Below are 26347 nucleotides of genomic sequence, written 5' to 3'. Positions count from 1 at the left end.
CGGTGAACTCCTCCGTCGACCAGTCGGAGCAAGTCAATCGAGCGATCTATCTCGGCGACGCAGGCATGCGTCTCATGTGTCCGAACCACTTCACCGCCAAGGTGCGTCGGTTCCATGAATATGAGAGACGCTTCTATCGCGATCTCCTGCGCGCGAGCCGATACGATTTGATCATTGAGGTGGGTTGTAGTGGCTATCGCCTGATCGGCGTCAAAAGCGATTACAATGATTATCTTGGCATCGATATAAACCCACCTCGTGCACGGCGGTTAAAAAATGGGCGCGGAGCGGTTATCCGATGTGAGGCTAACAGATTCTTCAAAAGAACACGGCTGATCAATGAGATAATGATCCGATATGACGGGCGTGTACTCTGCATATTGCCATTCAATTTTCTCGGTACGATGGATGCGCCAATGGAGTTTCTCACACGGGTCTGCCAAGTGCCCTTTGATCTTGCTTTGTCGCTCTTTTCAACGAGCGAGACGGCAACGGTTGCGCGCCTCGAATACTATGATCTTTGTGGCATCTCCGTTCAGGGTGTAGTGCGTACCGATGACTATGTCCGCTTAGACTGCTCCAACGGTTTCCAGGCGTTCGCTTTCGATCCGTTCTTTCTGGAGAGTCGCATATCGGCCCGTGGCTTCCGCTTAAGCAATGCTGAGTGCTATGATGTCTGTCACTTCCTCCATTTCAAAAAGAGTAATCCTGGATACGGTAGTCAGGATAATGCCAACCGCGCCCCAGGAAGCTAGATCTAAGCTATTGACAGTGTCACGTCGAAAATCATCCGAAAACCTGGCTATGGCGCAAAGGCCCGACGGGCGACGATGGCCCGGCTCCCTGGGCCTGGACCGCCAGTTCAAGGGCCACATCGCGTACCAGCGAGTCGCGGTCCACTTTTTTATGGACGACTGAATCAGTGTCATCCGGCGACGCGCTGTCCTGCGGATTGCCCGCCCTGTCGGACGACCCTGCTATCCCCAACGCGCTCAACCGCAGGATCCGCTGGTGAGCTACCTTGCGGGCTCGTGCTGTCAAATTGCTGGCTTGCCCGGCTGATTGAATTGAAATCCATACCCAGTCTCCCATTGAAACAAGGTTCAGCGCCCGCGGTATCTGTCGAATTGCTCCAATGTAAAAGAGCCGGCTGTCGAGAAGCTGACGGGTCTTTGCACCGCCAGCGGCATGGGCTGGAGAGGTTTTGATCTTCTCCCAAAAAAATGGACGGGTTTAGGCGGCGTGTAGGTGGCTAACGAGGTCAACCAAGTTGTACCGTCGAACAGCCCGAAATACGTCTGCCGTCGCTGCTCGGGCGCTGTCGGTCACGCGGTCTCAAGTAGATCCGTCTCGCGGGCTTCGCCGCCGAAGTGCTCGACGCCAAACGTGCAGCGGGATCGGTGGAGTGGAATGATCGCGAATGCCATCTTGCTGCCTGGCAGCAAGATGGTTGCGATCATTTGCGTCGAGGAGATTGCAGGCGAGCGCCCGCGGTTGTGGACGAGGAGGAAGCGCATTGTCGCGGAGAGCTCTCCAAGGTGGCGCGCAACGCGTCGCTCGTTGGCCAAGGCGACGTCGGCTCTCATCGAGAGCAGACGCAACTTCTACTTCTTTCCTCTTTATAGCGCGGCAATCACTCGTTTCGTGCGACCCGAATATCGTTTCGCCGACCCGACCGCCCCAAGGTCGCGGTGTAGGGCACGCCGTCAATGGTGAAACTGGTCTGCGGCCGAGACTCGCTCGGCAGCACGCCCATGTAGTGCATTCCGCGCATGAGTTCCTCAGGCGCCCGTTGGTTGCCGTGTCGCCAGCCCGGGACGTAGATGTTTAAGTCTGGCACGGGAGGCGGCGCGTAAGGCATATAGCCTCCTCCCAAAATCGCTGCTTCCGCGCTTTGCTGCCACGATGGCTCTGGCTGATTGACGCTTGGCGTTGGCGAAGGCGTTTCCATTCCCCGCCAAAGGTTCGGCGAATAGGCCCTCCAACTCCCGGCCGGCTCTCTTTGATCGACTGCCCCAAAGCCCGGATAATCGTAATTGGGCGGCGCTGGATCCGCTATGAATGGCGCTGGCTGCGCCATACCAGCGGCGTCCCAAAGCTCGTCCTGGTTGTAGCTCGACACCCGCGACGGAGGCGGCTCACGCTCTGGCGAGGCTGGCTCATGCGCTGGCTGACTAGAGCTCCCCTCCGCAGCGCCCGAGGTCCCCTCTCCCAGAGTGGCACGGTACCGCCTAAGCATGGCCAGCCCCCCCGAAATGTTGGTGTCACGTTGGTACCACTCCTTAAAATAGTCCTGCAGCGTCTCATCGCTCAGCGCAGAGAGAGACAACCCTCGATGCTCGTGAAGCGCTTTCGATAGCTTACGGAGACCTGAAATGTTGTTTTTTATGCTGTTACCCGAAAGCCTCCTAAATATCCCCCCGCGCTGCGCACCGCGAGCCGCATCACTCGCCCTCTTGATGAGGTCATCGTCTCCGGGGGCGCTTCCATATCTTGATTGCCCCATACGGTATCGCTCAAGCGCGGACACCGCGCGTTTAATCCAGTCGTCGCCCGGGAATAGTTGCTCAGCATAAGCCTTCGCCGTCTCATTGCTGAGCCCAGAGAGAGTCTGCCCGTGACGGTCGTAAATCGCTTCAGATAGCCTACGGAGACTCGTGCTGTCGCTCTGTACGGTGCTACTCGATAGGCCCGCTCTCTGATCATTGACCACGCTTTTGATAAGGTCCTCGTCTCCAGGCGCTGCCCTATACCGCCTCCCATGGTCCGGAGCGTCCGGCTGGCCCGCATCTTCGAGGTGCTGCTCAAAGTCGTCTTGCGCAGCCTCCTCTGCTTGCTCCGCCTGCCCCGCTTGCTGCTGCGCCACCATGGCAAAGTATGCGGCTGGATCGAAATTAAAGAAGGGATCCACCAAAGTCTCCTGTGCTGCTCGTATCCCATACGTCCTAGACGCTACTCTGGCTGCACTAGCTGTCCAGGAGCTGACAAGCAGCCCGCGGAGTGGGAGCTCTGAACCGAAGCTTGTGAACCGCTCCGGGATTGCCGGAGGCTCCAACTCTTGAGAAGGTGGAGCCCTTATGAGCAAGACGACGAACAAGTTTTCACCCGAAGTCCGAGCCCGTGCGGTTCGGATGGTTCTGGATCACGCCAGCGAGCATCCCTCGCGCTGGGCGGCGGTGACCTCTATTGCGGCCAAGATCGGCTGCACGCCGCAGACGCTGCATGACTGGGTCAAGAAGGCTGAGATTGACAGCGGGCAGCGGGCCGGCGTTCCGACCGACATGGCGGAGAAGCTGAAGGCGCTCGAGCGGGAGAACCGGGAGCTTCGGCAGGCCAACGAGATCCTGCGCAAGGCCAGCGCCTATTTTGCGACGGCGGAGCTCGACCGCCGGTCCAAGCCATGATCGCCTTCATCGACGAACATCGTGGGGCGCATGGGGTCGAGCCGATCTGCAAGGTCTTGCCGATCGCCCCCTCGACCTACCACGCCCATGTCGCCAAGCGGCGCGATCCGGCAAATCTGTCGGCGCGCGCCAGGCAGGATGCTGCCCTGAAGATCGAGGTTCGGCGGGTGTTCGATCAGAACTTCTCTGTCTACGGCGTGCGCAAGGTCTGGCGGCAGCTCAAGCGCGAAGGCTTCGATGTTGCCCGTTGCACGGTGTCTCGATTGATGCGGGACATGGGTCTGCAAGGGGTGATCCGCGGCAAGCCTGTCAAGACCACGATTAGCGACAAGGCCGCGCCATGCCCGCTCGATCACGTCAACCGCCAGTTCAAGGCGCCAAAGCCAAACGTCCTCTGGCTCTCCGACTTCACCTATGTCGCGACCTGGACCGGCTTTGTCTACGTCGCCTTCGTCATCGACGCCTACGCCCGCAGGATCGTTGGCTGGCGGGCCTCACGTACAGCGCATGCAGGCTTCGTGCGCGATGCGCTGGAGCAGGCTCTGCATGATCGACGGCCGGTCCATCGCTGCGGACTCGTGCACCATAGCGACAGGGGCAGCCAATACTTCTCGATCAAGTATACCGAGCGCCTGGCTGAGGCTGGCATCGAACCTTCTGTCGGTAGTGTCGGAGATTCCTATGACAACGCTCTCGCCGAAACCATCAACGGTCTTTACAAAGCCGAGGTGATCCATCGGCGCGGACTATGGCGCAACTTCGAGGCCGTCGAGTTCGCCACTCTCGAATGGGTCGACTGGTTCAACAACCGGCGGCTCCTGGAGCCCATCGGAAACATCCCGCCGGCCGAAGCCGAGCAACGCTACTACGCCATGCTGGAACAATCGGCCATGGCGGCATAACTTAAACCAAATGGCCTCCTGCAAACCCGGGACGGTTCACTTGACAGCATTTGTGCCGCCCGAAGTGCTTCTGCTCGTCAATGTGATCAGCCTGCCGCTGTCGCAGCCTGAACCTCCTCCGAATTGGCGGACATCCGTAGTAGGCTCGAGAGCCAGGAGCTGTCCGATGCAAGAGCGTCAGCAGGTCGTTTACCGATGATCTTCCCCCGAAAAAGTGGACGGATTTAAGCGGATTTTACCTCCATCTCGATCGGAGATATTCCGATCGGAACGAAGCAAAGTTCGGTTAAAGAAATCTTCAATGAAGGCGAAGACATCCCGTGCGGCCTCGGCCTGCGTCAAGTATTTGCGATGATGAACCAGTTCGGTCTTTAATCTGTGGAAGAAGCTCTCAATCGGGGCATTATCGAAGAAATCAGCTTTGCGACTCATCGATGTGGTAATGTCGGCGGCCCAGACGGCTGCGCGCTAGTCGTGTGAGGCAGATTGGGCGGATTTCATGCGGTCGTCGCAACTCCTGAACGAAGCAGGTCGCGATAGACATTCGAAAGCGGCGATCGCATCGTTCTGGACGAGCGCCGCTGCCGCCACCGGGACGGCCAGCAGTAGCGGGGCGATCTGAACTCCAGCGGTTTTGGTTAGAGATCGCTCAAGGAATGACCCGCGAAGGATACTGCATCATCGGCTGGTATGTCGCAGCCTGTCGGAACCAGATTGTTCCGGCAGGCGGGCGGCGTGGCACCAGCGATCGTTAAATCTTCGACCGAGCAGCCATCCGGCCGGTACCTCTCGTTTGCGGAACGTGAGGAGATCGCGCCACTTCGCGTTCAGGGCCTTTCGAGACGCGAGATCGTACCCGACTTAGCCGATCCGCCTCGACCATCTCCCGCGAGCTACGACGCAATGCTGCGACGCGCGGCGGTGGCTTAGAGTATCGTGCATCGACAGCAATGGTATGCAGAGCGATCGGTTCGTCGGGCCAAGCCGACAAAGCTTGCGCTCATGCTCAACACAATCTTGCGCACCTATGTGGAGCAGCGACCGGCCGGCGTCGTTATGGCTGCGAGCGGTGCCCGCTGTTCCTGGTCCCGCCGTTCCATGGACGGGCGCCGGCATGGGCCGCGAAAGGATCGGCGATGGCCAAGGCTTGGAGTCCGGAGCAGATTGCCCGAGGCTTCGACTTCCCGGACGACAAGACGATACGCATCAACCGGTCGGGTTCAATCTATGATCGCTGCATCAGGCATTTTCTCTCCTGGGAGCGATTCCTCAAGCACCTCTGCCGTCGTATTCCAGCGTAAGGCCTTTCTCGGTCGAGCATTTTGGGCTGCTATCGCCGCGATTTCGTCGCGTTGTGGATGCTCAGGTCAGTGGCTTTCGGGAACTATTGATGCAGCAAGCCATCGGTGTTTTCATTGGTGCCACGCCTGCCACACACTTCGCAGATCGCAAAAGTAGACTTGGACTCCGGCATCGATGCGGCGTCTTCGCCAAGCGCGAGCCCAGACTTCGGTATCGCTCCGGCGAAGCTTTCAATTCCCCACGTCTTCCGGTTGAGCCAAGCGATGCCGAAGGAGACATCTTGCTACTTGGTCAGACCTCGCCAAACGACGATGTTTACTGAGGATGATTCCGTGTGCGGGCGAGATAGCTCGCCGAGCATGGCGATCTGCAAAAGGCGAGTTGCGAGCGTTCGGAAGGATGCCAAGCATCCTCCTAACTGCCGCGATACTGACGGGATGGTGCAAGAGCTTTCGTCGAGCGCATAGGAGCTGCACGTCTTTTCCACTAGATGGCACTTAGTTGACTGCCCCAACTGACGAGCTGTCCAGGTGGGCGTCCTTTTTGCCCTCCAACACCATCCAAACCTCTGTTCAAGCCGACGGCTTCTTCGCACATTTAAATTGAACCCTGAAGCCAAGTATCGTCTTAGCGCTTACTATCCAGGGCCGACCTCGCCCAATATCATTGAAAGGAGACGTTCCGCCGGAAGCGTCCTAATCCAGACCGCCGTCGCCGAAAATGCCGATGGCCAACCGTTTCACCGAAGCGTCTCGAAGTCGGAGACTGTTCGACGTCAGCGCGTCCGCACTGAGACACTCGTCGCCTGTGTGATCGAGCAGGTCTATTTCGACAAGGCTACCGCGGTCACAACGCTCAAAATCCTTGCCGCGTCCTCGTCTACGACCAGAAGCGCGGCGTCTTCGGGTCCTCAAGCGCAAGGTCAGATTTCGCAAAAACTTACATACGGGATTGTGAGGTTAGGTTCGCCCTCACAACCACTTGCGTGCAGTTGTGTCCCAAATGATGTTTCCGAACGCACCAGCACGAGGCGGTTGTGGACACAACATCCGCGCGACCTACCACATTTGCGAAGGAGAAGTATATGCCGTTCAGTGGCAGACACCTATTGTTCGTGGTGTCCTTGCTTGCAGCCACAAACGTGAGCACCATCGCCAAGGCCGATGAGCCTTCGCCAAAATACGACGCGGTGCTCAGTGCCCTGCGGTCCAGCTCGAATGTGAAGCTCCTATTGGACCTGAGCCGCTGTACCACGGTCGAGGGCGGCAAGCCTGGGCCGCCCCTGCAGGGCGGACTGATGATCCGTTCCTTTGGGGTGACCGCTCAGCACGGCATCATCTTCGCCGATGTGCATCAGACTCTGGACAGTTTGGGGCATCCGGTGACGGAGTACATTCACCACAGCCTGAGCCGCGACGGCAAGCTCACGGTGCAGGCCGCTACGCTGGCCCAAGGTGCGGCCGAGGTCGAGGACCAGGGCAAATTCGTATGCGAGCTACCGGATGGCGCGAGGTTCGTCTGGTAGTCGAGCAGTGCGGGCGCCTGGGTGATGTTATTAACCTGCCAGCCGTGACGGTGAAGCGGAGCCGGCGACCGAGCGTATCGGCCAGCACGTGGATCTTGGTGATCAGTCCGCCTCGGGAACGCCCCAGCGCCTGATTTCACTGGGCTCGTGGTCAGCTGGTCGTCAGCTGGACTGAATAAGATTCGCGACGAGCTTCGAAGCATTCACCGTGCGGAAACACGCGCCGAAGGGATAGGCATCGCCATGTATAACCGAATCGGTGACTCATCCGGAGGCGCTTATCAGGAATACAAATCGAGTCAGTCGATGGACGATGGCGAATTTGCCAGAAGAGTTGCGGATCTAGCGCTGCAGGGAACTCTGTCACTTGGCGGTTCGTGCGACAAAATGGGGCTGTGCTGCAGCAAGCCAGATGTCTCCGATGCGGGTATTCAACCTCCGAGCTCTTTCAACCCAAGCATGCCCGCTCTGCCGTCCAGCTCCAGCTCCAGCTCCTCGGAAGCGCCGATCATTCCCCTGTCCGAATACCGCACTGCCAAATTGCGTGGCGCGAATGTAGACGGCATTTGCACTGGCTTGGCGGCGGAGTGGCTCCTCAATCTTCCGAGCAGTCCATCATCGCGAATGCGCGCGCTGCGGCCCGGCTCGCAAACCCACGCCTCAGCTGCCATGCGGCAGCGGCGGTATGAAGACCTGAAAGGCCAATTCCAGGGCAACCTGAGTTTCCAACCAAAAGACATCATGTTTCAGGAAGCAGGCTTGCGACCGTCCCAAGAGCGGAGGGCATACGTGCTAGGCACGTCTTCGCAGATCGCCGAAATCGCGAACGAAGTCAGCAAAGACCCATCAATCTATTTGTTCAGCTTGCGCTTCGCCGGAGACGGCGCACACTCGGTCATGACTTCGACCTCAAATGGAATGACCACTCTCTTCGATCCGAACTATGGAGAGTTCGCCGTCAGATCAGACCGGATGAGCGACTTGCTCAGAAGTCTCCTCGATGATTACAGAGGCTACAACGGCGATGATATCGTGGCAGTCGTCACCCAAAAAATGAGCTGAGTTCAGACCATAGACTGCCAGCCGAGCGCCCCTGACGGCGCACACACGAGCTCGCCCCCACACATTATCTTGTAGTTACACCTCACCGCCACGGCGAAACTGAATGGCATCGACCCGCAGGCGTGGCTTACGGATGTCGTCGCTCGGATCGCGGCCACCTGGCTGATCGGTTGGACGCACTTATCTCCAGGGCACGGGAACCTGCGGCCTGACTGATGGAGACCGGCTATCCTTGTGAACGCCAAACTCTGCAAAGGAACAGGTCAGGTACAATGATCAGATTGTTCCGATGGCTATGTCTGGGATCAATGTGCGTTGTTCGCGAGGCGATTTGGTCGCGTTCGTCGTGAGCAGCTCGTGGAGTTCCAGCGCCGATCGCTCCAGCTTTGACGGCGGCTGCACCGACCGCTCATACTCGAACGAGGGTAAGCGCTTAGCCGCACTTTCAATTACCCATAATTGTTGCCTCGGTCGCGGCGCCATGTTCGATGTCGGTCGGTAGCGATAGTCCCCGCCAGATCACGGTATCTCACAGCGTGCAAGGCGTTGCCCGCGCGGGCTACTCACGGCGTGGCGATAGGAGATTGCGGCGGTGGAACATACCGGTTACGGAAGAGGCGAATGTCCTGTGGTCCTCCCGAACCCCGCACAACTGTATAGGGCACGCTATAGATGTCGATGCTCCTGTTTCGACTCGAACTCGGCAGTAAGCCGTGCCGACCTAACTGAAGAATCAGGGGAGCGGGCGCCGGTTGATCACAATGGACCCAGTCCGGGCCGACAACAGGCCCGAAATCCAGATGCCCGGAGTTATTCATTCTTCCTGTTGCTGCGCGATCCAGCTGCTGGCGATGGCGTAAAGGCTCGGCGGAAGACGAGGGCCCGGCGGAAGACGAGGGCCCGGCGGCTTCCTGATTCTGAAAGCCGGGTTCGCGGGCTGGACCCACGACAGACGGCCCAGCTCGTTGGCCGCGCTGAAGCGCGAATGCGTGGGCCAATTCGCGTATCGCTGGGTCGTCGCTGCGTATTCTGTCACGGGGGGGCTCCAGTCGAGCCCACCTGAGGAGTATGAGCTGGCGATGCAGGTCCTGCTCTGAAGCAGTGAAACTCAAGCTGTCGCTAGTGTCGTCTCGGCTCTCGATGTAGTTCTCGAAACTGTCGACGCTGTCGCTTCGATGCCCAGAGGCCTGGTCCTGGTGATCACGTACAGGTCCGATGGAAGGCGATGAAGCGGCTTGCTGACCCGGGGTGGTCGGTTCACGGGCCCCATCAGGCGGCACAAGGCGAGTATCGTTAGGCAACGCAACCGGCGACCGCTCCGCCGAAGCAACGGACAAGGCCAGTGGATTGGCTCCCAGCCTGCTGCTGGCCAACCGCTCAAGGCACCACTGGCGATAATCGTTAATATCAGCCTCTGAGGCAACACCGTCCGAGTAATCTAAAATGGCGTTGCGGTCGAGAATCCCCTCAGGGCTGTCGCTAGCGCGGCCCGGCGACGGGTTGCGCACAAGGCGAGGACCGTCATACAACGCGGACTCACGATAGGGGCGATTCATGCGAGAATACGGGCGACCTTCCTGTACCTCGGCCAGCACTGCGCCGAACTCCCGGGACATACTGCCCAGCGAATTATCCCCGCCGTTGGATGATTCGACCATTCTCAGCGCGCTTGGCTGCTGGCGAGAGTCCGTTGGACCGGCTGGTGGGGAAGCTTCCGTACTCGATCCTCGGATTTCTTCCTCTTCGATGATTGTTGACAAAGTGCGTGCAGCTAAAGCTCGCTCGATAGAATCCATGCCTCGTCACCCGTTGAGAACCGCCACAGCCGGCCTTCTGATTACGGTAGATTGCGGGGCTTAGCTTACGAGATGCTGACAACCTCGATGACAAAAGCGGCGTCGGCCTTGAGGCGGCAGATGTGGGCAATTCAAAGTTAGCCGCAACCCTATTGATGCTGGCTTGACGTTTTGCGGAATCGCCATGGCATGAGGTCTTCGATCTTGCTTTGGGGATGGCCGGCGATGATCGCCTCGAGCGTTTGGGCGATGTAGGCGACGGGGTTCACGTCGTTGAGCTTGCAGGTGGCGACGATCGACGCAAGCAAGGCCCAATTTTCAGCCCCGACCTCATGACCGGCGAAGAGCGCATAAAGCGCCCTGCGTCCGGATGCATAGCGGAACAGCACGATCGGCGGACTTGGGCCGCTATGGCCGTGATCGTCGGAGGCGATCGCCCAGAAGTAGCCTTACTTCGGTGGCGTCTTTCGTCTCGCCGCGCCCGGGATCGAGTACCAGCGCCGTGGTCTCGTCCATGAAAAGACGATCCGCCGTGGCCAGATGGCGGCGCATATGATCCCCGACGGGCCGGAGATGGAAGCAGGCGCGGCCTGACCAATTGCCCAGCGTCGCCGATCGAGCCGGATCCCTTGTCGCGCATAGATCCCGGCCTGACGGTAAAACGGCGTATGGTCGCCGAACTTGGAGACGATCACGTGCGCAATGGCCGCCTCGGTCGGCAGCCCGCCGGGCACGACATGCTCCGGCGCGTGTGCCTGCACGACAGCGCCCGAGCAGCGACGGCAGACGTATTTCGGGCGGGTCGGGACCGAGCATCTCCTGCACCCTCGAAGCAAGCCCATCCCATCGCGGCCACAGCGGAAGTCGACACGCCGTGTCGCGATGTAAATCTTCAGCTCGGCGCCGGGGGCAATCATCGTGACGCCCGCACTGCGCGGATCACCCGAGACAGCTGCTCCCCATCTATCGACGCGTCCCTCCGCACCACGACGTCGCCCATCGCGATCTCGAGCTTGACCGCCGGAACGTGGCGCTCCTCTGACGGCCCTTCCACAGCCAGCGGCGCGAACGGCGGCCGCGAAGCCTCTGGAGACGGCAATTCGCCTCGCTGTCGAAAGCGTCGTCGCCAATCGTAAACCTGCCAGCGCGTTGCCCCGTGCTTGCGCGCCACCTCCGACACATGAGCGCCGGGCAGCAAACTCTCGGCGGCGATCCGCGCCCTTTCAGCCTCCGAACGCACACGACGCCCGGACGGTCCTTCAAGCACTTCAAGCCGGCTGACCGCCCCAGCCGACGAGCCGTCCAAATGGACGTCCTTTTTGCCGTCCAATCCCATCCAAAACCTCCGTCCAAGCCGGAGGCCTTCTTCGCACATTAATCTAACCGTGAAGCCAGGGTACCGGCTTCCCGCTTACGAACGAGGCAGTCTTATTGCGTTGGTCGGGGGAAGCTACGACGACGCCAGACACCGTCCTTGCGGCGGCGGAAGAAAAGCCAGACCAAGCAACTTAGATCTGGGGCGGACCGCCGCTGATATGGATAGGCTGACCAAGTTGACGCTGCTAGCTGACACACTGCTAATTGGGAGCTACGCGGTCGGTCTCTAGGTGATTTCGCCTCCCATTCGCTCATATGAGGTGCGGTCCGAGCCTGCCGGGCCTTCTTCAGCAGCGCCTCTTTCCAACGTCAACGCGCAGTAGCACTTTGCTTCCTTGCAGCGGGTGGGCCCGTCCGGCGAGTCGTTCTTCGAGAGAACAGATTTTCTCGAAGCGAGCGCGCCTCAACATGCGCTTTTGAGAAGGCGGGAGCGTGACGTTGCGTTCTCGTCACCGGATACCAAACTGCGACGCAGAAGCGTATCATCTCAACAAATGGATTAATTGTCGCGCTGGGTAGCCGGACATCTGCTCCACTGCGGCCCCATCTACCGGTTTTGGCCGTGGCAGATCGGTGTTCCAGCTATCCACCCTGCCAGCGCTTTCCTTTCTGTTCTCTCTCGCGATGGAGATCCCGAAGCTCCTTTAATGTTCCGTCCAGTGGGGTCTATGGTCTCTCAGGCGAGCGGCGCTCATTGCCGAATTATCCAGATGCGACAGCATGGCACCTTTGCCTCGACGTCGCCTTGTCATGGGGTAAGCGGGTGCGTCGCAGTTGTGATCCACATCACGGAGAATTTCGGAAGGCTCTCCGTACCTGCGTTCCTCTTCAGGAAAGGCTCGTGCGTCCTGCGGCCTGGGAACGTGTCGGCGGGTCTGCTCCAGGGTCGATAGATGCGCTGATCAGGCACGGCCGCGCTCCCTGTTATGCAGCGGCAGGCGCCCTCGGTCTCTCGGCCACCAACGCCTGCCTGTAGCACGAGGCGAAGGCTTGCCCGAGGACCGCGTCACAAACGGCATGCTGACTACAGCCCGCATTGGCCTTGGAGTTCTCGGCGCGACCTGCGGATCGGCCTCCAAGCTTGCAAGGGCTGCCAATCGTTGCAAGCCCGCCCGAAGTTGGAAAACCCTGGCATTGCTGCCAGGGTCCTGCTTGTCATCGATGCATTGAGAGGCTGGACTTAGAAGTCCATGCCGCCCATGCCGCCGCCCGGGGGCATCGCGGGGCCGCCGGCGTTCTTCTTCGGCAGCTCGGCAACCATCGCTTCCGTGGTGATCAGGAGCGCGGCCACCGAGGCAGCGTTCTGGACCGCGATGCGCACGACCTTGGTCGGGTCGATGATGCCCTTGGAGACAAGGTTGCTGTACTCGCCAGTCTGCGCATCGAAGCCGTAAGAGTACTGATCCTGCTCGAGGACTTTGCCGACCACGACCGAGCCGTCTTCACCCGCGTTGATCGCGATCTGGCGGGCCGGCCAGGACAGCGCCTTGCGCACGATCTCGACGCCGGTCTTCTGGTCGTCGTTCTTGGTGCGCAGGCCCTTGAGCTGCTCGGAAGCACGGAGCAGGGCGACGCCGCCGCCCGGCAGGATACCTTCCTCGACCGCCGCACGGGTCGCGTGCATCGCGTCATCAACGCGATCCTTGCGCTCCTTCACCTCGACCTCGGTCGCGCCGCCGACGCGGATCACCGCGACGCCGCCTGCGAGCTTGGCGAGACGCTCCTGCAGCTTCTCACGGTCGTAGTCCGAGGTGGTCTCCTCGATCTGCGCCTTGATCTGGGCAACGCGGGCGTCGATGTCGGCCTTCTTGCCGGCGCCGTTGACGATCGTGGTGTTCTCCTTGTCGATCATCACCTTCTTGGCGCGACCGAGCATGGCGAGCGTGACGTTCTCGAGCTTGATGCCGAGGTCTTCCGAGATGGCCTGGCCGCCGGTCAGGATCGCGATGTCCTGCAGCATGGCCTTGCGGCGATCGCCGAAGCCCGGAGCCTTGACGGCCGCGACCTTCAGGCCGCCGCGCAGGCGGTTGACGACGAGCGTGGCGAGCGCTTCGCCTTCGACGTCTTCAGCGACGATGATCAGCGGCTTGCCGGTCTGCACCACGGCCTCGAGCAGCGGCAGCAGCTCGTTCAGCGAGGAGAGCTTCTTCTCGTTGATCAGGATGTAGGCGTCGTCCATCTCAACGCGCATCTTGTCGGCGTTGGTGACGAAGTAGGGCGAGATGTAGCCGCGGTCGAACTGCATGCCCTCGACGACGTCGAGTTCGGTCTCGAGCGACTTGGCTTCCTCGACCGTGATCACGCCCTCGTTGCCGACCTTCTTCATGGCGTCGGCGAGGAACTTGCCGATCTCGGCATCGCCATTGGCCGAAATGGTGCCGACCTGAGCGATCTCCTCGTTCGAGGTGACGTTCTTCGAGTTCTTCTGGAGGTCCGCAACGACGGCTTCGACCGCGAGGTCGATACCGCGCTTCAGGTCCATCGGGTTCATGCCGGCGGCAACCGACTTAGCGCCTTCCCGCACGATGGCTGCCGCGAGCACGGTTGCGGTGGTGGTGCCGTCGCCGGCGGCGTCCGCCGCCTTGGCAGCGACCTCGCGCACCATCTGCGCGCCCATGTTCTCGAACTTCTCCTCCAGCTCGATCTCCTTGGCAACGGCGACGCCGTCCTTGGTGATGCGCGGAGCGCCGAACGACTTCTCGAGCACCACGTTGCGGCCCTTCGGGCCCAACGTGACCTGCACGGCGTTGGCGAGGATGTCGACACCGCGCAGCATGCGGTCGCGCGCGTCTACGCCGAACTTGACTTCTTTGGCTGACATAATGAATTCCCTCAGTCCTTTTATTTTCTCATCCTTCGGCGCGCCCGGCAGGCGCTCGTCAGGGTGAGCGGTGCAAGCGCTGGATTAGGCGGCTTTCTTCTTGGAAAACACGTCGGTGAGAACGCCCATGATGTCGCTCTCCTTCATGATCAACAGCTCCTCGCCGTCGATCTTGACCTCGGTGCCCGACCACTTGCCGAACAGCACCCGATCGTCGACCTGGAGGTCGATCGGAATCAGCTTGCCGGTCTCGTCACGGCCGCCCGGGCCAACTGCGATGACTTCGCCTTGCGAGGGCTTTTCCTTGGCGGTGTCGGGAATGATGATGCCGCCAGCGCTCTTCTCTTCAGCGTCGATGCGCTTGACCACGACGCGGTCGTGAAGCGGACGGAAATTCATGCAGGCCTCCTGAGCATTTGAACGAGTTGACGATGGACACATTGTGAACAGCCCAGTTATAGCAAGAGACAGGCCAAAATGAGCGGGGCGATCGGTACCTGCAGTTCTGCTGAATCACACGCCTGGCTCCGCATGTGTTCGTCCGGAAGTAAACGCCCTCATGTACACAGCCCGCCAGGCTGTCGCGAAACTGACATCGCGTCTCGTCAAGACACCCGCGTTTACCGCCACGCGCAGACGGGCCAATGAATGGCCAGGCTATCGAGCGAGCGCCGAGAGTCTCCGGGTCCGTAGCATCTCATTGGCTGTCCACTGTCGGCCCTGCCATCGAAGCCGCTCGTACGAATTTGGCTAGAGGGAGTAACTTGTGCAGCCGGCGTCAAAAGAGAACGGGCCTATCGAGCTCGTCGGCCCTGAGAACTGTTTGCAGGACATCACCACTCCAGCCCTTCCAACTTGCCACTAGCGAGATGTCATATCTCGAGCCGGAGCGATACTTACGCCATTTCGCCGGCTTCCTCGAATATTGGATTCGACTCGATCTAGGAATGTTAAACCCCGGCGAGCCTCTCGCAATAGATGTTTGCGAAGAAGATGGCGATCGATCTGGCCGCAGCTGCGCACCCTCGACCGCCAATCGGCACGAGAAAAGTTTTGGTGTTCGGAACTTTGATCGAGAGTATTGGCTATCCTTGCGCAGGAGAGACCACTCTGCTCGAGCCGCTCCAGCGCGAGCGACTGACGGGGTGGCGTTCGAGCGAAGCCGCCTTTCAATCGCCCGAACAATGCACCGGAAGCGACGATCTAGCGTGACCATCCGCTCTTCGTGCACATTGTCCGATTTGGCGTAAGCATCGGCCTTCGACCGCCTCTCCTGCAGCAGAATTGACGTTGCAGGGCAATCGCTGCAACTCCCGGCGCGAGAGCTTCCTTTGGTGTCGACGGCATCCCAATCGCCCCGATCGATCAAGGGGACTGCGCCGGCATATGGATTATATACGTTGATATACGTTGTGCCGGAGCGTCTGGCGTGTGATTTCGGCTTCGACGAAGAAGTTCAACCGATCTCCGCGCCAATGGAAGAAGAACCTGTGTCATCTGTAGAAGTACATCAGCACATCGTCTCACTTCTTCAGAAACCGAATCCCGTCATCTTGGATATCGGCTGCAATGACGGAACCGATACGCAACATTTTCTCACCCTGTGCCCACAAGCTCAGCTCTACTGCTTTGAGCCGGACCCTCGAGCGATCGCCCGCTTCAAGAAGAAGCTAGGCCCATCCCTCGATAGGGTGAAGCTGCTCGAAATCGCGATCAGTGATCGAAACGGGATGATCGACTTCCATCCAAGCAATGCAGATGGAGACGCAAAGGAATGGGACCTCTCCGGCTCGATACGCCACCCGAAAAACCATCTTACCGAGTATGATTGGGTTCGGTTCGATCGCCCGTTCTCGGTTGAAACCCGACGGCTGGACGATTGGTGCAGCGAAGCCAAGCTGAACACCGTCGATTTCATCTGGATGGATGTCCAAGGAGCCGAGGCCGATGTCATCGCCGGCGGCATGCAGACCGTGGGCAACACGCGTTTCATCTACACGGAATATAGCGACCGCGAGCTCTACGAGGGGCAGCTGTCCCTGCAGGCCATTCTCGACCTATTACCGTCATTCGAAGTGGCAGCCCATTATCCCCGCGCCGTGGAAGGTGATGTACTGCTCAAAAATACGCGCTTCTAACGGCTGCTTATATCCGGCGTCTCGTTGATCGCCGTAAGACTCGCTCGCGGGGTCTATGCGGCGCATCGCTGCACAACGGGCGATCAATCAGGCGAATGGATATCGCTGGCCGGACAGGCGTGCTCGCGACTTCCTTTCACGTGTGCGGCTGAGACCGGGCGGACGGCGCACTGCGTAGGATCGCTTCAGAGTAGGTGAGCGTCTGACAATCATTCATTCTGTGAGCCGGCAGGGCCGGCGACTTCGCGGTCAGCTGCCCGGGCCCTTTCAGATGCTCGAATCAACACGACCAGCCGGCGCTCAAAGCGTTTGATGTTCTGAACGGCTGCTGAATGCTCTGGCCCTCTGGGAAGCTGGTGCACTGCTTCGAACAAATGCCAAAGCAACTGCATCAGTTCTCGTAATTCCTTCAGATGCGCCAGTTTCGTCACGCGCTTAACGTCGCTATTGTTGTCTCAGTCAAAACGAACTGGCGCATTGGCGTTCGGCCGGATCAAGATCGCCCGTGAGACGGGGCGCATTGAGAGCGTGGTCCCTCATCGGATAAGTTTGTCGCATGGTCCTCTCGTTCGGGGTGCTCATTCGCCCGCCACAACATAGACGCCTTGGAGTTGATGCGCAGCTCGCGCCTTGGCTTGTTTCTTCGGCGTCTTCAGACCCTGATTGATTGGTTTGTATCTTCTTCGCTACGTCGCTGGTGGCAAGCCTCATTCGAAGGTCATCTGCGTCATCGTGTGCGAATATGGACTATAGCAGCTCATAATCCCGCAGAACCATTTCGGCCCGTCGGGCAGGGACGAATCCATCTATTGAGCGAAGACTTGCAATGGCTGTGCCACCCGGTAGTTCAATGAAAAAAAACATGCATGTGAGGATGCTAGCTCGCAATAGATCGCAATAGCTGAGTTGTTGTAGATCCGACATGTCAGTCGGCACTGTGCCTGTCACTGTCCGGAACAACACTCATTTGGCTCAGCTTTCCGATGATCGCCCTCATCTCTCACAGGCCGGCCGCGAGCAATTTCGCTCGCACCAGGATATTGGTGGGGCTGGCAAGACGTATGCTTCCATGGCGCGCGCCTCCCACAAGTGGCGCTCACGGCATGTTGACGATCGGATCTCCTGAGTTTGCTCCTGCTTCTGATCACCAACGAACGGAGGATCGCGGTCGTAACGCGAGCCGGTCTCCGGCACCAAGAACGGCTAGCTCACAGCCGCCCCAAGTCGGTCAATTGAGAGCCGCGGCGCGGACGAACGCCGCTGATCAGGCAGGCCTGCGCGACCACTTCAGCGAGATAGTCGTCCATCGCGGTTCGCGCAATGGCGGTGCCGGGGTGACGGAAGTTCACGCAAATTCCGTCCTGCCGGCGACTGACCCAAAGGTATGTCTCGCAAGCATCAGAACTACGGCTAATCAGGAATCTCGTCCGCCATTGCGGCCAGCAGTCCGACCCGGGCACTGTCCGGTAGTCCATATAGGATACCATGAAGCGGTCGCGCAATGCGGCGCCGAGCAGCTCCATCGCCTTTGAAAATGGCACCTGAGCTGTCTTCTTGGCGCGTCTGAGTTCGAGCCGGGCGGCGCGCAGGATTTCCGGCAACGTATCGGCCACCCGGAAGCTCACCGGGCTCATCCCGACATACCATCCAACCGAACGCATCGACCGCAGATCGTATCGGGTGTGAAAAGGCGCAACGGTGTGGAATTGTCGTTGGTTCGCCAGTGTCTTTCCTGCCAGCGCCAGACAGGCGAAAATCCCCGTCGCCGCGTTTCCGCCATGGGACCTGCACCCGCGATCGAATTCGGATGCCCCAGCCGCATCGAGCAGCCACATTCGTCCGGTGCGCTGTAGGGTTCCTTCCGGCGCACCGAGTGGTAGCGGAAAATCCGGCAATTGATCGCCGTTCGCCGCAATCAGCTCGCGCCAATGACCAATTGCAGGATGGCCCTCGCTCAGATCGGTCAGTCGCTCCCGTTCGGACTCGGCGTGGTCCAGATAGCTGTGCACCGGTGGCAACTGGTGCGCCACTCCATGGATCGCGGCCGTGTACAGCTCGTGGATCTCATACGGCACCAAGGCCGTCGAGTAGCCATCGCTGATGGAGTGGTCGCAGGCGACCAGGAGGCTCGTGGATGTCGGCCGGCTGATCGTCACGAAGACATAAGCCGGCCAGCGCAGCGGATTGGTCTCCGCGTCAAACAGGTCTTCCAGCAGCCGGGCAATTTCGTCGGGACTGGCGCAGTCACCCACCACGGTTTTCTCTAGCGCTACCGCGCCGGGATCGACCGTGGTGCGATGGATTGCCGATCCATTCTTGGCCAAGCGGCTGCGTAACGCCTCGTGCCGGTCGACCCAGCCAAGGATCGCTCTGGTCAGCGCAGCGGCGTTGAACTCGCCTGGCAACTCGAACGCGGCACCGAGCCAGCCGGGGCGGCCATCGTCCGCAGAGCGAAGGTGGTCCTCCTGAACATGGGACGGACGGCGCGGGTCGGGACGCCAGCAGACGGGGTCGTGAACGTTGACGCGCCACACCACCAGCCGAACCGGCTGCCGATCAATATCGCCAAATTCCTTCATGTCCATGCGCAAGTCCGTCGCGATGATCACGGATGCAAGCTGCGCGTGTGGCGCAGGGGCGACCGCCAAATCCAAACGATCGAGGCGGTGCCAAGCACGCTGCTCGCGAGCAACGTGGCGCGCAGGCCTGTTGCAGCAGCGGCCGCGCCGCCGGCCAGCGCACCCAATGAGGCCAGTCCCCACACCACGCTGCGGATGCTCGCATTGACCCGGCCCTGCAAGCGCTGCGGGACCAACGCATATCGAATGGGAACCTGCTGCACGTTGTAGATCCCTTGGCCGATCCACAGAATGAATTGGGAGAGCGCCACGCATGCCACCGCGGCCCAGAAGGGTTGGGTGAGCAGGGCCGCCAAGCTCATGCCTGCGGCGCTCACCGCCAAACCGATCATCAAAACAGGGCCGAGTCCGATTGCCCGGCCCGCCCACGGTGAGCTAGCCGCGCCGACCACACCGCCAAGTGCGCCGATGCCTAGCACCATGCCGACGATCCGGCTGTCGAACCCGAGATCTTTGGTCAGATGCAGCAGAAAAGCCGCAGAATACGCGTTCTGCCAAAAGATGAATGTGCCGCTGGCCAACGTGACTGCCCTCAATACCGGATTGCCAAACAGGCTCGCCAGCCCCTCGGCCACTTGGCCGAGCACCGCGCTCGACGCGGCTGCTGAGCAGCCGGCGGCACGCATTGGCACCAGCGAGAGCAACGCGGCGGCAAACAGGAATGAGACCGAGTCTGCCAGGATCGCAGTCGGGGCGGAGAACGCGTTGACGAGCCAACCGGCGAGGAACGGACCTGCTGCCATCGCGCTCGCTTGGCTAAGCTCCAGTGAACTCTGCGCCCGAACCAGCTGAGAGCGGTCTACGAGCGTGGGTATGCACGCCAGATAAGCCACGTCCGCGATCACCGCGGCAACCCCAACCAGCATGCTTGTCGTATAAAGCTGGATCATTCCAAGATGTCCAAGGCTCGCGAACAACGGAATCGTGGCCAGCGTTGCCGCCATCGCCACGTTGGCGGTCCAAAGGATTTGCCGGTGCGGGAGGCGGTCCACGATGACTCCGGCGAACAGGCTCACAACCAGGCACGGCGCCCGACCGCTGGCCAGCAGCAGGCCCGTCTGCGCCGGTCCCGCGTCCAGCAGGGCAATTGCGGTCAGCGGCAGCGCCAGCATGGTTACGTTGGAGCCCAGCAGCGAAATGGTCTGGCCGACGAGCAGTGCAAGATAGCTGCGTGGCAGTCCGCGAGGCGCGGCGGAACAGGGCCGGTGCCTCACGCGTCGCCAGACAGGCTTGGGACCGAAAGATACCCTAGTCGGGCGAGCTCACTTTCGGCGATCCGCTCGAACTCGGCAATCTGGGTTCGCGTCAGATCTTGGACGTGACGACCGATCCGACCTTGGTGCAGCGGCTTTCCTGCAGCCTCCGCCGCCGGATGACCGTGCGGTTGTTCGAACAATGCGTGCTCGTATTCGGCGTGATGCAGCACGGCCTCGTCCCAGGGCAAGCCGAGGTGGGCGAGAATTCGGGTCAGAGTGGGGCGGGGGCTGCTTACAAGATCCTCGTAACGCACCTCGAGATAACGCCCAGGCGACGCGATCCGATGCGCCTGGGACACCACCTCAAGCCAGCCGCGCGCGGCGTCGGCGACAGTTCGGTACCCCCAATCAGGAACGGTCTTCAGATGAGAGGCGGCAACGTCGCGACCGTCCCGCACGATATGCACGAAATGTGCGCGCGGCCACATCCGGACAAAGTCGTCGATCTGGGCGATCTTACGCTGCAGTTTCAATCCCCAGCGCGGGGCCCCGCTGCGTGCCCCGCGCAACCCACCGATCTCGTTGATAAGCCGGCATCGGTCGGCGAACGAAACGATGTCGCTGCCCACCTCGACCATGACCTTGCTGACCAGCTCGCGCATGTCATCGAAGTCGAGACCGAACCGGCGGCACTGCACCGCGAAATGCATCCCGTCATACCAGAACGGATCGATCGTGTTTTTGGTCGTGCCTGTGACCCGGGAATCGCCGGCCACAAGCAGGTCGATGGTGCGCAGAATGTGCGGCCCGAGATTGGGCGGTTCGAGGAAGTCGATCTCCGGCCCGGCCACCAGATCCGGATGCGAATCCAATACGATGCTCAGCAAGGTGGTGCCCGAGCGGTTGTCGCCGCCGAGCAGCACTGGCGATGTGGAAAATGGATCGGGCTGCGGCATGGCCATGTGCTCTGTTCGAGGTGCTGCTCATCAGTGGACGGGTGCGGTGAACCAGCGCCGAACCGCCCCCGGGGTCGCCACAAAATGATCTCTGGCGAACCGTACGGCGGCTGCCACTGGATCCGGGTCACCACCGGTGCTCTCCATGCGGGATAACGCCGCCGGCAGGGCCTCTCCTGCAGCTTCGACAGCCGCCTGCACGTCGGCGTCGGACACCGCCGCCGATGGCATGAAGCGCCCTCCGTACTGCATGAGGAAGCCCCGCGCCCACATCTCCTGGAAGAAGTCGTGACCAAGTTCGGCGTCGGCAAACACGACGTCGAACATGGTGGGCCAGGCGAACGCCCATGCCGCGACCTGCTGTCTGGCGAATACCTCGTTCAGCCCCTTGATCAGTTGCTCGCCAATCTCGCGCATCCGGGCCAGCATCGTCCCGTCGCGCAGCGCGTGCAGGGTGCTCAGTGCGGCTGCGAACGGGGTGACCTCGCGCTGGTAGGTGTTGCCCATGTATGTCTTCTCGCCGGCGGCGAGTACGTCTGCCCGCCCCGCCACTGCGGATAGCGCCATTCCGTTCGCCAGTCCTTTGCTCAGTGTGATCAGATCGGGAGTGAGGCCAACCGCCATGTGGTAGCCGCCAAACGCGTAGCGGAATCCGGTCATCACCTCGTCAAGAATGAGCAGGGCGCCGTGCCGATGCACCAGCCTCTGCAGTTCCTGATGGTACTCGGGCGGGAAGAAGTTGACCTCGGGGGTGACGATCACCGCGGCGACGCGCTGGACACTTGCCAGTTCGTCGAGCAAGTCCAGGTTGTAGCGGAAATCCACGCTGTCCCGGTCGCGGTTGGGCAGCCCCATCTCCGGCCGGTCCTGCAACTGCCAGTCGTGCCAGCCATGATATCCGCTGGTAAGCACGTGGTTCAGACCCGTGAACGCGCGGGCGAGGCGGACGGCGGCGGTGGTCGCGCACGATCCGGTGCGGAAGAACATTGAGCGTTCCGCGACGGGGAAGATCTCCGCCAGCCGTTCGGCCAGTTCGACCCGGTGCACGGACAGCGGCCCGGGCAAGATGCCGCCGGTACGGCACATCTCGGCGGCTGCATGCGCCACGACCGGCTCATATCCGGCTCCGAGCGGCGCGGCCCCGCTACAGGAGGTGAAATCGACGTATTGCTTTCCGTTGATGTCCCATGCATGCGCGCCCGAAGCGCGCGTCATCACGACCGGAAAACGCCTGTTGAGATCCCATTTCTCCGAGGCGGTGACGCGCAGGGCGCGGCGTAGTGCGGATCTGTGCCCGTCGGTGGCGGCCGCGGTGGCAGTAGGCGTGGTGATGGACATGAGCCGTCTCCGTTTGATGATCATGCCTTAGGTCAGCTGCGCGACTATTCTTCGAGCGATCCGCAGCGCGTTCGCCTGGATGGTGAAGGTCGGGTTGACGCCTCCGGAATAGGGGAAGAAGCCGCCGTCCGCGACATAGACATTGTCAACGTCATGCACCCGGCCGCAGCGGTCGACCACGGATTGTGTCGGATCGATCCCGGCCCGACAGCCACCATGCAGGTGCCCACTGCCAAACTGATAATTGGAATCCTGATAATCGACTTGTTCCACACCGGCCTCGGCCAGCAGCTTCGACGCGCATCGGGACAAATAGCCCAATCGGCGCTTATCCAGCGGGTGGGTCCGGTAGTCGAGAATGATCTTCGGCAAACCCAGCCCGTCCCGACTGGCGGCCAGTCGGACCACATTGCTGCGCATGGGCTGGTCGGCCGCCAGGAAATGCAGCCGTAGCGTTATCTTTCCGTCGTGGTCCGTGCGCTGAACCCGGCTTGCTTCGTAGATCATTCCGCCGAGCCCGGAAGGAGCCTCGTCGTCCAGGTAATGATCGGAGATCGCGACGGTGGAGAATGGGCCGCCGGCCGGGTGCGCGGCCAGCGGATCGATCGGCGTGCGACCGGACACGTAGCCGCTGATTTTAAACGAGATGCCACTGCCGACCATGCCGGAGGCGTTGCCGATGCCGTTAGGCGCTGCCCGCTGCGCCGACCGTAGCAATAGGGCGGCAGATTGCACTGCGTTGCCGGCGAGTACCACGCAGCGGGCGCGGACCCGAGCGCGTTGTTGGCTGAGAGTGTCCAGCCATTCCACCGAGTCCGCGCGGCTGACGTTGCCCAGATCGATGCGCACGGCCTTGCTGCCGAGGGCAACCGTGAGCGCGCCGGACGGCAGGGAGGTATCCGTAAACGGCGAGCGTGCGTCGGCCCTCGCGCCGGTCGGACACAGATGTTCGTTGCACGGTCCGTCGCAGTGACAGGCTGGCCGGCCGCGATATGGCACCGAGTTGATTGCCAATGGGGTGGGGAACGGTAGCTGGCCTAGGCGTCCGCCCGCATCGGCAATCAACCGGCCCTGCGCGCTGTACTGATGCGGGGGCAGAACGGGCGGATCGCTCGGCGGCTCGAGCGGGTCCGCCCCGGCTAGACGGGCCACTCCCATGCGCCGTTCCAGTTCCTCATAGAACGGGCGTAGTTCGGCGTAGTTGATCGGCCAGGTCGGGTCGAGCGCGTCCCCGGCCACATGTGCTCGCGCGTCAAAATCAATCGTGCGATATCGGAAGGCTATTCCGGCATACAAAGTCATTCCTCCGCCGAGCGCGCAGACGGTCCACGGGCATCCGAACGGCGTCATCGTACCTGCCGCAGACCGCACCAGGGCGGTATCCATGCCATTTTGGACGCTCGCCAGCGAGGCGTTGGGAGGAAGCGCCCGACCTTGCTCGAGAAGGAGCACTCGCAATCCGTGTTGGGCGATCTCGTAGGCCACTGTCGAGCCGCTGGCACCACTCCCGATTACGCATACATCAACGATATCGGGCGTCATATCCCACCCTCTGGCAACGAACATCGATGGTGCGCAATCGCGTCCTATTCATTAATGACCAGCTGCCGTGAGACAATTGCCATATCCAGCGTTGAGCGCGTGGCAGGTCTATGCGAGAGCCCCAGATAACCCGGTATCGCCTCGCTGTTTGCCTAGGATCATCGCGAACTACCCCGAGATCGTACAATGTGACGTTACGTGCGATTCAAGCCCTTCAAGGCGGCAATCGCATGAATACGACCAAGCGGCTTTTCCGGAAGCAGTAGGAATCTTGAAGAGATTTATGAGGTTTCAATCGGTTGTCCAATCCACCCGCCTGTGTTTTTGAACGATCGAACGGGCGCTCGCCGATACTCCTCGAATCCGGATGCGTCGAGAGGCCATGCGGGGGAGCGTTTTTGCGGTCCCGATCTCGCTGGCAACGGGTTGGTCGGTGCAAACAACAGTCATGCCTGTACAATCGTTGGTCGCGAGAAGGCAAGGCAATCCCGTGATGATGAGCCTTCAGTAACAGGGTTTGTCTTGCTAACTCTTCACAATCATCAGACGCGGGCTAGAACACCAAGCTGCCCTTCATAGTCGATAAAAAAGCGCCCGGCCTCATTTCGAGGGCCGGGCGGAAGTCAGTCTGGGGGAGCGAAGTGGGCATCCCGCCAACTGCCGTCGACAGAGGGAGGACTGCCGACGGTTATTTGCGGCGAAACATTCACCGCAAACTCTAATTACGAAACGATCGATGTCGGACAAATCTGGCGTCGCCTCCTTTGTTACAAAGACGATTTTTCACGGAATGCGGCTCAACACCGGCGTCAACGTGTCGACCGCAGAGCGCAGCAAGGCTGCATCCCCTGTCGACGTCCGCCAGTGAGGGGCGGGGAAGGACAACCTTGTTCTGAGGCGAGCACTCGGAGACCGTTCGCGCGATCGCGTGCGCGATGATCGGGGCACCGCCGTCGTCCTCTGCCGTACACACATCGCCCGCATTGGCATCATCCTCTCACCGCTGGCAGCAAGCTGTGGCCCCCATCCACCTGCCGGGGATCCTCGCGACCTACTATGAGATGGTACAACGTGACGCCACGTGCGATTCAAGGCCTTTGAGCTGCCCCCGCATGAAATTCAAGCTCCCGCCCCGACATGCAGCTAAGTCATCGGCGGGGTGGCGGCGCATGTCGCGTTCCGTTCATGGATGGGCTCGTGCCGCGTGAGGGCTTCCGGAACATTGCACGTCATATTTCAAAGTGGCGAATGAACCTTCAGCTCAGAGGCTCATGCCACAGAAGCGTTTGCGGCGAACAGGGACGCGGGCACGCCGCATCATTTGAAGGGCGCGAAAACCTCTTGGTGGTGCGCACCTGCGGGAAGGCGCGGGGCGCTGCCGGCGCGCTCTCACGACCACGCGCGTGTTGCACGATTTCTTGGTCAATTGGTGCCGTGCATTCGTCTTCGCCGCCGCGCCCGCACCGTTGATGGCCATCGCCGCGCGGGAGCGGGACAGGTGTTTGTTCGCGAGGCGAAGTTGGCATGCCACGTGCCGATCAGGACGGCCATCAAGGAGATTCCGTGTGACTATCCGTGGGGGGCTTGAAGAGCCAAAGCGCGAACTCGCGTCCGTGACACAAGCAAGGTTTTGTGCGAGACGCTCTGATTAGTAGACCAGAACGACACACCAGGCGGAGGCGGAGACATAATCTGTTCGCTGCGTACAGTGTTTGCTGGCGAAAAAATGCCGGTTTGCCATTACTATTTTGAACAGGGAGGAGCTCGAGCCGTCGTTCGCGCTCACCTGGTCGGATAGAGGTTAGCATGAATCATGCAGCTGTGAACCGCTATGACGGATCGGTAATGACAGATGAACAGCGCGAATTGGCGCAGTGCAGGCAAGAAATAGTGCGTCTCAAACGGCTGGTTGCGCAGCTTTCGGCGCTCGTCTTGCGCAATGTTGCGGAAAATGCTGAGAGCCGAAAGCCGCAAAGCAGGTGAGGCGGCTCAGCCGCGTACCGAATGATGAATCGACAGAAGACGGACGTTAGACCATTGCCGTTGCGATCCGCAGCGCGGCGTCCCCCGGGGGGGAGGGGGAGCGGCCCCGCCCATCTATGGGGCGGGGCCGCGACATTTCCGGGTGAACTTTTCCTGAGTCGATAGGCAAAAGCGATGCGTGTCGCGCGGCGCGAAGGCCGAAACTCAGCGACTAGCGCTAGCATGTGGGACTGCGGTCCCTCGAACAGGTCGACTCATCCGGCCAACTGTTCAAACATCTGCGTCAGGCCAGTCTAACAATCTTCGATTGAGTCCGAGGTGACCGGCTATGCATAGATCGGGAGGAGAGATCCGACCATCCGCACG

17 protein-coding genes, 6 pseudogenes and 1 other annotated feature are annotated in these 26347 nt (G+C 60.6%); of the genes and pseudogenes, 9 read left to right on the top strand and 14 right to left on the bottom strand.

The features are described 5' to 3' along the window. The first annotated feature begins 2 nt into the window (after positions 1-2). Positions 3-755, top strand: a complete 753-nt coding sequence (locus AAFG07_RS31645) for a hypothetical protein (RefSeq protein WP_342723650.1) — start codon at positions 3-5, stop codon at positions 753-755. A gap of 570 nt (positions 756-1325) precedes the next feature. Here the strand turns inward: AAFG07_RS31645 and AAFG07_RS31640 are convergent. Then, on the bottom strand, positions 1326-1517 hold the full coding sequence (locus tag AAFG07_RS31640) for a hypothetical protein (protein WP_342723649.1): 192 nt from the start codon (positions 1515-1517) through the stop codon (positions 1326-1328). A gap of 1560 nt (positions 1518-3077) precedes the next feature. Between AAFG07_RS31640 and AAFG07_RS31635 the strand changes: the two genes are divergently transcribed. Further along, a protein-coding gene (locus AAFG07_RS31635; RefSeq protein WP_342723648.1) for an IS3 family transposase occupies positions 3078-4306 on the top strand; the annotation gives its coding sequence in 2 pieces (ribosomal slippage) (positions 3078-3366 and positions 3366-4306; 1230 coding nt in all). Then, positions 3359-3475, top strand: a sequence feature (AL1L pseudoknot). It overlaps the preceding gene by 117 nt. Before the next feature lie 189 nt (positions 4307-4495). Here AAFG07_RS31635 and AAFG07_RS31630 read toward each other — a convergent pair. Both AAFG07_RS31630 and AAFG07_RS31625 read right to left on the bottom strand, forming a co-directional pair. Further along, positions 4496-4741, bottom strand: a pseudogene (locus tag AAFG07_RS31630) (IS3 family transposase); the annotation flags it as partial. 785 nt (positions 4742-5526) lie between these two features. Further along, positions 5527-5793 (bottom strand): annotated as a pseudogene (locus AAFG07_RS31625) (IS30 family transposase); the annotation flags it as partial. A gap of 600 nt (positions 5794-6393) precedes the next feature. Between AAFG07_RS31625 and AAFG07_RS31620 the strand changes: the two are divergent. Then, a pseudogene (locus AAFG07_RS31620) lies at positions 6394-6535 on the top strand (IS5/IS1182 family transposase); the annotation flags it as partial. Between the two features lie 157 nt (positions 6536-6692). Next, complete coding sequence (locus tag AAFG07_RS31615; RefSeq protein WP_342723647.1) at positions 6693-7133, top strand: VirK family protein; 441 nt, start codon at positions 6693-6695, stop codon at positions 7131-7133. Positions 7134-7167: 34 nt separating this feature from the next. Here the strand turns inward: AAFG07_RS31615 and AAFG07_RS31610 are convergent. Continuing rightward, a pseudogene (locus AAFG07_RS31610) lies at positions 7168-7263 on the bottom strand (IS5/IS1182 family transposase); the annotation flags it as partial. Positions 7264-7376: 113 nt separating this feature from the next. Between AAFG07_RS31610 and AAFG07_RS31605 the strand changes: the two are divergent. Beyond that, a complete protein-coding gene (locus AAFG07_RS31605; RefSeq protein ID WP_342723646.1) occupies positions 7377-8195 on the top strand; it encodes a YopT-type cysteine protease domain-containing protein in 819 nt (272 codons plus the stop codon). A 1945-nt stretch (positions 8196-10140) separates the two neighbouring features. On the opposite strand, the pseudogene AAFG07_RS31600 reads toward AAFG07_RS31605, so the two are convergent. The 4 genes and pseudogenes from AAFG07_RS31600 to AAFG07_RS31585 all read right to left on the bottom strand — a co-directional run. After that, a pseudogene (locus tag AAFG07_RS31600) lies at positions 10141-10791 on the bottom strand (transposase); the annotation flags it as partial. 113 nt (positions 10792-10904) lie between these two features. Continuing rightward, positions 10905-11327, bottom strand: a complete 423-nt coding sequence (locus AAFG07_RS31595; protein WP_342723645.1) for a transposase — start codon at positions 11325-11327, stop codon at positions 10905-10907. A 1221-nt stretch (positions 11328-12548) separates the two neighbouring features. Then, on the bottom strand, positions 12549-14189 hold the full coding sequence (groL, locus tag AAFG07_RS31590; protein ID WP_342723644.1) for a chaperonin GroEL: 1641 nt from the start codon (positions 14187-14189) through the stop codon (positions 12549-12551). Between the two features lie 84 nt (positions 14190-14273). Then, positions 14274-14588: a co-chaperone GroES gene (locus tag AAFG07_RS31585; RefSeq protein ID WP_342723643.1), complete on the bottom strand. Its 315-nt coding sequence runs from the start codon at positions 14586-14588 to the stop codon at positions 14274-14276. Between the two features lie 1091 nt (positions 14589-15679). Between AAFG07_RS31585 and AAFG07_RS31580 the strand changes: the two genes are divergently transcribed. Further along, positions 15680-16327 carry an FkbM family methyltransferase gene (locus AAFG07_RS31580; protein ID WP_342729296.1) on the top strand — a complete coding sequence of 216 codons (648 nt, stop codon included), beginning with the start codon at positions 15680-15682 and terminating at the stop codon, positions 16325-16327. 209 nt (positions 16328-16536) lie between these two features. Here the strand turns inward: AAFG07_RS31580 and AAFG07_RS31575 are convergent, their stop codons facing one another. The 6 genes from AAFG07_RS31575 to AAFG07_RS31550 form a co-directional block, all read right to left on the bottom strand. Next, positions 16537-16758, bottom strand: coding sequence for a hypothetical protein (locus AAFG07_RS31575; protein ID WP_342723642.1), 222 nt, complete (start codon positions 16756-16758; stop codon positions 16537-16539). Positions 16759-17535: 777 nt separating this feature from the next. After that, positions 17536-18912 (bottom strand): condensation domain-containing protein, encoded by a 1377-nt coding sequence (locus AAFG07_RS31570; RefSeq protein ID WP_342723641.1) that lies wholly within the window; start codon positions 18910-18912, stop codon positions 17536-17538. Between the two features lie 20 nt (positions 18913-18932). Further along, complete coding sequence (locus AAFG07_RS31565; RefSeq protein ID WP_342723640.1) at positions 18933-20078, bottom strand: MFS transporter; 1146 nt, start codon at positions 20076-20078, stop codon at positions 18933-18935. A gap of 98 nt (positions 20079-20176) precedes the next feature. Then, a complete protein-coding gene (locus tag AAFG07_RS31560) occupies positions 20177-21124 on the bottom strand; it encodes a sulfotransferase (RefSeq protein WP_342723639.1) in 948 nt (315 codons plus the stop codon). Between the two features lie 24 nt (positions 21125-21148). Next, positions 21149-22456: an aminotransferase class III-fold pyridoxal phosphate-dependent enzyme gene (locus AAFG07_RS31555; protein WP_342723638.1), complete on the bottom strand. Its 1308-nt coding sequence runs from the start codon at positions 22454-22456 to the stop codon at positions 21149-21151. A gap of 27 nt (positions 22457-22483) precedes the next feature. Then, positions 22484-23998, bottom strand: coding sequence for a GMC family oxidoreductase (locus AAFG07_RS31550; protein ID WP_342723637.1), 1515 nt, complete (start codon positions 23996-23998; stop codon positions 22484-22486). A 736-nt stretch (positions 23999-24734) separates the two neighbouring features. Here AAFG07_RS31550 and AAFG07_RS31545 point away from each other — a divergent pair. The 3 genes and pseudogenes from AAFG07_RS31545 to AAFG07_RS31535 all read left to right on the top strand — a co-directional run bounded on the left by AAFG07_RS31545 (position 24735) and on the right by AAFG07_RS31535 (position 25981). Beyond that, on the top strand, positions 24735-24866 hold the full coding sequence (locus AAFG07_RS31545; RefSeq protein ID WP_342723636.1) for a hypothetical protein: 132 nt from the start codon (positions 24735-24737) through the stop codon (positions 24864-24866). A 416-nt stretch (positions 24867-25282) separates the two neighbouring features. Further along, a pseudogene (locus AAFG07_RS31540) lies at positions 25283-25488 on the top strand (aminotransferase class I/II-fold pyridoxal phosphate-dependent enzyme); the annotation flags it as partial. Between the two features lie 316 nt (positions 25489-25804). Further along, positions 25805-25981 carry a hypothetical protein gene (locus AAFG07_RS31535; RefSeq protein WP_342723635.1) on the top strand — a complete coding sequence of 59 codons (177 nt, stop codon included), beginning with the start codon at positions 25805-25807 and terminating at the stop codon, positions 25979-25981. Positions 25982-26347 lie beyond the last annotated feature (366 nt).

Source organism: Bradyrhizobium sp. B097 (assembly GCF_038957035.1).
Taxonomy (GTDB): Bacteria; Pseudomonadota; Alphaproteobacteria; order Rhizobiales; family Xanthobacteraceae; genus Bradyrhizobium.
This window is presented reverse-complemented; position numbering and strand designations above follow the sequence as displayed.

Bases quoted from the DNA above. Each gene is read 5' to 3' on its own strand.
- AAFG07_RS31640 (WP_342723649.1), bottom strand. From the start codon at position 1,517: ATGCGCTTCCTCCTCGTCCACAACCGCGGGCGCTCGCCTGCAATCTCC.
- AAFG07_RS31555 (WP_342723638.1), bottom strand. From the start codon at position 22,456: ATGTCCATCACCACGCCTACTGCCACCGCGGCCGCCACCGACGGGCAC.
- groL (WP_342723644.1), bottom strand. From the start codon at position 14,189: ATGTCAGCCAAAGAAGTCAAGTTCGGCGTAGACGCGCGCGACCGCATG.
- AAFG07_RS31595 (WP_342723645.1), bottom strand. From the start codon at position 11,327: ATGGGATTGGACGGCAAAAAGGACGTCCATTTGGACGGCTCGTCGGCT.
- AAFG07_RS31605 (WP_342723646.1), top strand. From the start codon at position 7,377: ATGTATAACCGAATCGGTGACTCATCCGGAGGCGCTTATCAGGAATAC.
- AAFG07_RS31565 (WP_342723640.1), bottom strand. From the start codon at position 20,078: ATGCTGGCGCTGCCGCTGACCGCAATTGCCCTGCTGGACGCGGGACCG.
- AAFG07_RS31550 (WP_342723637.1), bottom strand. From the start codon at position 23,998: ATGACGCCCGATATCGTTGATGTATGCGTAATCGGGAGTGGTGCCAGC.
- AAFG07_RS31545 (WP_342723636.1), top strand. From the start codon at position 24,735: ATGTCGGACAAATCTGGCGTCGCCTCCTTTGTTACAAAGACGATTTTT.
- AAFG07_RS31535 (WP_342723635.1), top strand. From the start codon at position 25,805: ATGAATCATGCAGCTGTGAACCGCTATGACGGATCGGTAATGACAGAT.
- AAFG07_RS31585 (WP_342723643.1), bottom strand. From the start codon at position 14,588: ATGAATTTCCGTCCGCTTCACGACCGCGTCGTGGTCAAGCGCATCGAC.
- AAFG07_RS31615 (WP_342723647.1), top strand. From the start codon at position 6,693: ATGCCGTTCAGTGGCAGACACCTATTGTTCGTGGTGTCCTTGCTTGCA.
- AAFG07_RS31560 (WP_342723639.1), bottom strand. From the start codon at position 21,124: ATGGCCATGCCGCAGCCCGATCCATTTTCCACATCGCCAGTGCTGCTC.
- AAFG07_RS31570 (WP_342723641.1), bottom strand. From the start codon at position 18,912: ATGGACATGAAGGAATTTGGCGATATTGATCGGCAGCCGGTTCGGCTG.